The following is a 6,215-nucleotide window of genomic DNA, read 5'->3' on the forward strand; positions in this document are numbered from 1 at the left end:
AGATCCCCGACCGCATCAGCCAGCGGGTCAAGCTCAAGCGCCCCACCTGCGTCTTCCCCCACTGCACCCGCACCTCAGCCAGGACCGACCTCGACCACATCGACGAGTACGTCCCACCCGACCAAGGCGGACCACCCGGCCAAACCGCCACCGACCGTCTGGCTCCGCTCTGCCGGCGACATCACCGAGCCAAGACCCACCCATCCCCCGACGGGCGGTGGGACTACCAGCAGCTCACCCCCACCACCTGGCTCTGGACCAGCCCCCACGACCTCCGGTTCCTCGTCCACTCCGACGGCACCACCGAGCTCTGACGGCGCGCCCTCAGGACGACGAGTGAAGGGGCTCAGTCCTCGACCAGGCCCAACCTGAGGTACTCCGCGGCGTAGGTGCCCGAGAGCAGCAGCGAGGCGTAGCGCGCGACCTCGGTGGGCGCCTCGGTGGTGAGCGTCTCGACGCGGACGCCGCGCTCGGCGGCGGTGGCCTGGAGGCGCCCGCGCTGCTCGCGGACCGTGGCGTCCTCGGAGCCGTCATCGAGGACGACGAGCACCGGGCGCGGGCCGGCACCGCCCTCGGCGAACGGGTCGTCGAAGACGTCGCGCGGCCGGGCGGCCTCGATGACGGGCAGCAGGTGCTCGGCGTCGCCGGCGATGGCGGTGCGGCCCGAGGCGCGGCGTACCTGCTCGGCGACGCGGCGTGCGGCACGGGCGGCGAGGACCGAGCCTCCCCACACGATCGGCGTCGCGTCGGCGAGCGCGATGGCCAGCATCTTGGCCTCGTTGACCGCGAGGTCCTTGCGGGGACCGCAGTCGATGGCCACCTGGTCCAGCGCGTCGGCGACGGCATCGGGGGCGGTCTCGGGACCCAGCTGGACGCGGTGGAGGTAGGACAGCATCACGACCGCGGCCGCGAGCTGGTCGCCGGTGGTCGAGGGCAGGACGGTGGCGTAGCGGCCGACGGTGTGCTCGGCCACCAGCGAGCCCGGCGGGCACGCCACGACCACCTGGCAGCCACGACGCACGGCCTCGGCGACCGCGGAGGCCGTGCCGCTGTCGCTGCCGTCGGGGGCCAGGACGATCACCAGGTCGAGGCTGCCGGCCCACCCCGGCAGGGCGGGACCGGGCCAGGCGACGAACGGGACCGGGCACCACGGCTCCAGGACCGCGCGCAGCAGCCGGGAGTCGGGTCCGGCGGCCACCACGGCGCGCGGCCGGTCGAGCTCGCGGGCCCGCTCCACGGCGCTGTCGGCCGCCTCGGCGGCGTCGCCGACCTCCCGGCGCACCCGGGACCCCGACTCCGCCAGGTGGCGCAGCCGCATGTCCATGGTGCCGAGGGCCGACTCGTCGTCGAGGCGGGCCTCGTCGAACCAGGTCACGGAGTGCGGGCCTCGTCGACCAGCAGCACCGGGATGTCGTCACGCACGGGGTACGCGCGACCGCAGCTGCCCTGGCACACCAGCTCGTCGGAGCCGTCGGGATCCACGGCGGGCGCCAGGTCACCGTGGCAGTCGGGGCACACGATGATCTCCATCAGGGCCGGGTCGATGTTCACGCCACTCCTCCACGGATCTTCGCCAGCACGTCGTCGCGCACGGCCGCCATCGTCTCCTCGTCGCGGCCCTCGGCGTTGAGCCGCAGCAGCGGCTCGGTGTTGGAGGGACGCACGTTGAACGTCCAGTCTGCGTGCGACACGCTCAGCCCGTCGAGCCGGTCGGTCGTGACGCCGTCGCGGCCGGCGTACTCCGCCTCCAGCGCGTCCATCACCGCCGCCTGGTCGCCGACCTCGGAGTTGATCTCCCCCGACATCGGGTAGCGCTCGTACGCCGCCAGCAGCTCGCTCAGCGTCCCCTCGGCGCCCGCGAGCGCAGCCAGCGCGTGCAGCGCGGCGAGCATGCCCGAGTCGGCGCGCCAGAAGTCGCGGAAGTAGAAGTGCCCGGAGTGCTCGCCGCCGAAGATCGCGTCGGTCTCGGCCATCGTGGCCTTGATGAAGGAGTGCCCCACCCGGGTGCGGACCGGGGTGCCGCCCAGCTCGGTCACCAGCTCGGGCACGGCCCGGGAGGTGATCAGGTTGTGGATCACCGTGGCCCCGGGCTCCTTGGCCAGCTCGCGGGCGGCGATCAGCGCGGTCAGGGTCGAGGGCGAGACCGCGCGCCCCTTCTCGTCGACGAGGAAGCAGCGGTCGGCGTCGCCGTCGAAGGCCAGCCCGATGTCGGCGCCCTCGGCCAGCACCCGCGCCTTCAGGTCGGCCAGCGTGGTCTCGTCGAGCGGGTTGGCCTCGTGGTTCGGGAACGTCCCGTCGAGCTCGAAATACATCGGCACCAGGTCGACCTGCTCGGCACCGATCCGGTTGAAGACCGCCGGGGCGGTCCACCCCGCCATGCCGTTGCCGGCGTCGGCGACGACCTTGAGCCGGCGGCCGGTGACGGGAGCCAGCGAGAGCAGGTGGGCGGCGTAGGCCTCCAGCACGTCGTGCTCGCTGATGGTGCCGGCCTGCGCGGCGGGGGTGAAGCCGTCGGTGGCCGCGCCGGACGCGATCAGGTCGCGGATCTCGTGCAGCCCGCTGTCGGCGCCGACCGGGACAGCGTGGGCGCGGCACATCTTGATGCCGTTGTACTGGGCGGGGTTGTGGCTCGCGGTGAACATCGCTCCGGGGTGACCGAGGTGCCCGGAGGCGAAGTAGAGCTGGTCGGTGGAGGCCAGGCCGATCATGATCACGTCGGCGCCGGCCTCGGAGGCGCCCTGCGCGAACGCGCCGGCCATCCCCGGGGAGCTGGGACGCATGTCGTGGCCCACCACGACGGTGCTCGCGCCGACGACCTGCACGTAGGCACGTCCGGTGGCGAGGGCCAGGGCCTCGTCGAGCTGGTCGGGGACGGTGCCGCGGACGTCGTACGCCTTGAAGATGGCGTGGACGTTCTCCGCACTCAGGGTGTCGGCCATGCGACGACCTTAGTGGTCCGTCAGTGGTCCGTGGTCAGGACCCGGAGGTGTCCCTTGCGCCCCGTCTCGCGCCCGGTCTCCTGGTCCGGGGCGACCCGCCGCGGCTGCTGCGGGCGGCCCGCCTCGCGCACCGCGTCGGCCAGCGCGAGCAGGTCGTCGTTGCTCGGACCCGGCGGCGCCGGCTGCGCCAGCCGCAGCACCTCCCAGCCCCGGGGCGCCGAGAGCCGCTCGCTGTGCGCCTCGCACAGGTCGTAGGCGTGCGGCTCGGCGTAGGTGGCCAACGGACCGAGCACGGCGGTCTGGTCGGCGTAGACGTAGGTGAGCGTCATGACCGCCGGACGACCGCACGCGGTGCGGCTGCAGCGACGGGCGGGACTCACGCCGCAGACGCTACCCGGCGCTCCCCCGCTCGACGACTAGGCTCGCGGACATGACTCGTGACCGTCGGGGACGCGGCATGCGCGGACCCGGCGTGATGCCGGCCGAGCCCGGCCGCCCCGTCCTCCGCACCGGCCGCGAGCGCTTCGACGCGCTGGTCCTCGACGTGGTGACGGCCATCGAGGAGCGCTGGCAGGACCGCCTCGGCCTCGTCGAGTACGCCGTGGAGGACGCACCTCAGGTCCCCGACGACTGGGACAGCCCGGCCGTGCCGCTGTCCTCGCTGGTCCGCGGGGCCGGTGACCGGCCGACCCGGCTCGTGATCTTCCGTCGTCCGATCGAGCACCGCGCGGAGCGCCGCAGCGACCTGGAGGCGCTGGTGCTCACCGTGGTGGTCGAGCAGGTCGCCGAGCTGCTCGGTGTCGAGCCCTCGGTCGTCGACCCGCGCTACCCAGAGGATTGAGCGCCGACTAGCGCAGGCCGGGTCGCACGTCGGGGACCAGCCCCTCGCGCAGCAGCTCGCGCAGCCCGACGACGGCCGCGCCGTCGTCGTTGCCGAGCACGAGCGACCCGACGACCGGGGTGCCCTGCGGGGCGACGCGCAGCAGCGCCGCGCGACCGGGGACCTTCACCTCGACCGCCGTCCCGGGTCCGACCTCCGCGACCTTGCTGCTCACCTCGCGGCCCTGCCCGTCGTAGGCGACCACGTCGACCGTGCCCAGCGCCTGTGCTCCGCCGAGCACGAGCCGGGAGCCTGGATAGGCGACCGGGACCAGCGTCGGCTGCGTCACCGCGCCCGCGGGCACGATCGTGAGCAGGTCGCCGCGCACCCGGCCGCGGAAGGAGGAGGTGGCCGGCTGCGAGGAGACGACCTCGATCCCGAGCAGGCCCTCGGCGACCTCCGAGCGCAGCAGCTTGGTGATCGAGAAGCGCCGGACGCTCGACGGGTCGACCAGCACCTCCTCCAGGTCGGCCGGGGTGAACGTCGCCTCGGCCGTGACCAGGCGCAGCGAGACCCGCGAGACGCTGTCGGAGGTGTTGGCGACGACCACCTCGGGGTCGTCGACCCCGTCCGGCACGCCCAGCAGCAGCTGCGAGGTGGCGGGATCGCGCTGGCCGCTGAGGTACTCCTTGGTGGTCTCGCCCCGTCCGATCGGCACGAACGCGTCGATGACGGTGGCGGCGAGCCGACCCCGCTCGGTCGTGACGCGGAGCGCGAGCTCCTCGCGCTTGGGGATCTCGGCGCCGAGGTCGAGTCGGACGGTCGCGCCGCCCGCGACGGAGACCCCGCGCAGGCGGCCGCCGGCGCCCACCGGTCCGGACTGGCCGAGGACGGTGATGGTCGCGGTCGCGGGCCCGGCGTCGGGGTTGTGCAACTCCAGCACCGAGGTGTGCTCGGCACCCGCCCCGACACCGGTGAACCACTGGTCGCTGCTCGTGGCGGGGCAGTCGACCGCGCGCAGGCCGGGGGTCGACCACCGCTGGACGACGAGCCCGGGGGCCGTCGCCCCCGCCCCGCTCACCCGGGTCGCGTCCGCGAGCTCGACGCGACGGTCCGGCGTGACCTCGACGGTCCGCGGCTCGCTGGCGCGGCCGCCGGCGACGGCCTGCACCTCGCCGGTCTCGCCGACCTCGACGGCGTCGGAGGCCACGAACACCCCTCCGGCCTCGTTGCCGGTCGGGCAGACCAGCACGCTGCGGGCCAGCGGCACCTCGCTGGGCGCCCGGTCGACGGAGTCGACCTGTACCTCGGCGTCGGCCAGCAGGGCCGCGCAGATCGCCACGGTCGGGACGACCGCCGTCACGACCGCGAGCGGGCCCGGCCGGGAGGACGAGGGCCGGGTCACGGTGGGCCATCTCATCTGCGGCTCCCCTCGGTCCTGCTGGCGCCCCGCGTGGGCGCGCACTGCACCAGTGCGACGGCCAGACCGGCGAACTGGACCAGCAGCAGGACGGGGCGCAGCCAGGAGCCCGGCCCGTCGAGCGCGTCGGCCGCCGGCTCGCGGGAGACCCGCCAGGCGCGGGTGTCGCGGTCCTCGGCCGAGGCCTGCACCAGCCCCGGCGCCGCGTCGAGCACGGAGGCGACGTCGCCGTCGGCGGGCGCCGGCAGCACGACGTACTCGATGCCCCGCTCGGAGAGGTCGGTGGCCAGCTCGTCATCGGGCTGGCTGACCGCCCGGCGCACGAGCGCGGTCAGGTCGGTGTCGCGCGGCGAGAGCCCGAGGACCTCGTCCTCGCCGACGGTCACGCCGTCCCCACGACGCACGACGTAGTCGACGCCGTCGCGCACGGAGCCGGTGAGCACGAGGATGCCGCGCTCGGGGGCCTGCGCCGCGCTCTGCACCATGTACGCCGGGATCCCGGCGGCGTCCTCGGCGGCCAGTCGGTGCTCACCGCCCGCGAACCACCCCAGCCCCACGAGCGGGACCAGCGAGGCGACGACCGCGAGGGCGACGACGCCGGCCCGCCACGGCCCAGGCAGAGGTGCGGAGGCGCCCCGGCGCAGCTCGACGGCCCCGAGGGCGCCGAGCACGACCGCGGTGACCAGGGCGCCCTGCAGCACCACGACCAGCACGGCCACCGAGGCCGGGGTCGAGCCGCCGGCGACGTCGAGGGTCACCCACGACAGCACCAGCGTCAGCAGGGCCGTCACCGCCGCCAGCAGCCAGCAGATCAGCACGGGGATGCGGGTCGGACGCGGCCACAGCGCCACCAGGGCGAGGACGACGACCAGGAGACCGACCCACGTCGGCGCGCCCAGCCCGCCGAGCCGGCCGGCCAGGACGTCGAGGCCGTCGGGCATCGGGGCCGGCAGCCGCCCGGCGCCCAGCAGCAGCCCCTCGGCGGCAGTGCGACCGCCGCGGTCTCCGCGCTGCTGCTCCTGGCGGTGCCGGTGTC

General features: G+C 74.9%; 8 protein-coding genes. 2 read left to right on the forward strand and 6 right to left on the reverse strand.

Going from position 1 to position 6,215, the window contains the following annotated elements; genetic code table 11:
* A partial coding sequence (locus A6R01_RS11960) for an HNH endonuclease signature motif containing protein (protein ID WP_292606139.1) occupies positions 1–314 on the forward strand: 314 nt, incomplete at its 5' end.
* Positions 315–346: 32 nt separating this feature from the next.
* Here the strand turns inward: A6R01_RS11960 and A6R01_RS11965 are convergent.
* The 4 genes from A6R01_RS11965 to A6R01_RS11980 are packed head-to-tail and all read right to left on the reverse strand — an operon-like array spanning position 347 to position 3,319.
* Positions 347–1,375: an SIS domain-containing protein gene (locus tag A6R01_RS11965; protein WP_292606141.1), complete on the reverse strand. Its 1,029-nt coding sequence runs from the start codon at positions 1,373–1,375 to the stop codon at positions 347–349.
* Positions 1,372–1,551 (reverse strand): Trm112 family protein, encoded by a 180-nt coding sequence (locus tag A6R01_RS11970; protein ID WP_292606143.1) that lies wholly within the window; start codon positions 1,549–1,551, stop codon positions 1,372–1,374. Before A6R01_RS11970 ends, A6R01_RS11965 begins: the two co-directional genes overlap by 4 nt.
* Positions 1,548–2,939 (reverse strand): phosphomannomutase/phosphoglucomutase, encoded by a 1,392-nt coding sequence (locus A6R01_RS11975; protein WP_292606145.1) that lies wholly within the window; start codon positions 2,937–2,939, stop codon positions 1,548–1,550. The genes A6R01_RS11970 and A6R01_RS11975 overlap by 4 nt, the downstream gene beginning before the upstream one ends.
* 20 nt (positions 2,940–2,959) lie before the next feature.
* On the reverse strand, positions 2,960–3,319 hold the full coding sequence (locus A6R01_RS11980) for a DUF3499 domain-containing protein (protein WP_292606148.1): 360 nt from the start codon (positions 3,317–3,319) through the stop codon (positions 2,960–2,962).
* A gap of 50 nt (positions 3,320–3,369) precedes the next feature.
* Here A6R01_RS11980 and A6R01_RS11985 point away from each other — a divergent pair, with 50 nt between their 5' ends.
* Positions 3,370–3,780, forward strand: a complete 411-nt coding sequence (locus tag A6R01_RS11985) for a metallopeptidase family protein (RefSeq protein ID WP_292606149.1) — start codon at positions 3,370–3,372, stop codon at positions 3,778–3,780.
* A 7-nt stretch (positions 3,781–3,787) separates the two neighbouring features.
* On the opposite strand, the gene A6R01_RS11990 is transcribed toward A6R01_RS11985, so the two are convergent.
* Both A6R01_RS11990 and A6R01_RS11995 read right to left on the reverse strand, forming a co-directional pair.
* A complete protein-coding gene (locus A6R01_RS11990; protein WP_292606151.1) occupies positions 3,788–5,179 on the reverse strand; it encodes a DUF5719 family protein in 1,392 nt (463 codons plus the stop codon).
* A partial coding sequence (locus tag A6R01_RS11995) for a hypothetical protein (protein WP_292606153.1) occupies positions 5,176–6,215 on the reverse strand: 1,040 nt, incomplete at its 5' end. The genes A6R01_RS11995 and A6R01_RS11990, both read right to left, overlap by 4 nt.

The sequence above is a fragment of the Nocardioides sp. REDSEA-S30_B4 genome (assembly GCF_001627265.1).
Classification (GTDB): domain Bacteria; phylum Actinomycetota; class Actinomycetes; order Propionibacteriales; family Nocardioidaceae; genus Nocardioides.

Excerpts from the sequence above, each read along its gene's own strand:
- A6R01_RS11975 (WP_292606145.1), bottom strand. The coding sequence starts at position 2,939 with ATGGCCGACACCCTGAGTGCGGAGAACGTCCACGCCATCTTCAAGGCG.
- A6R01_RS11985 (WP_292606149.1), top strand. The coding sequence starts at position 3,370 with ATGACTCGTGACCGTCGGGGACGCGGCATGCGCGGACCCGGCGTGATG.
- A6R01_RS11990 (WP_292606151.1), bottom strand. The coding sequence starts at position 5,179 with ATGAGATGGCCCACCGTGACCCGGCCCTCGTCCTCCCGGCCGGGCCCG.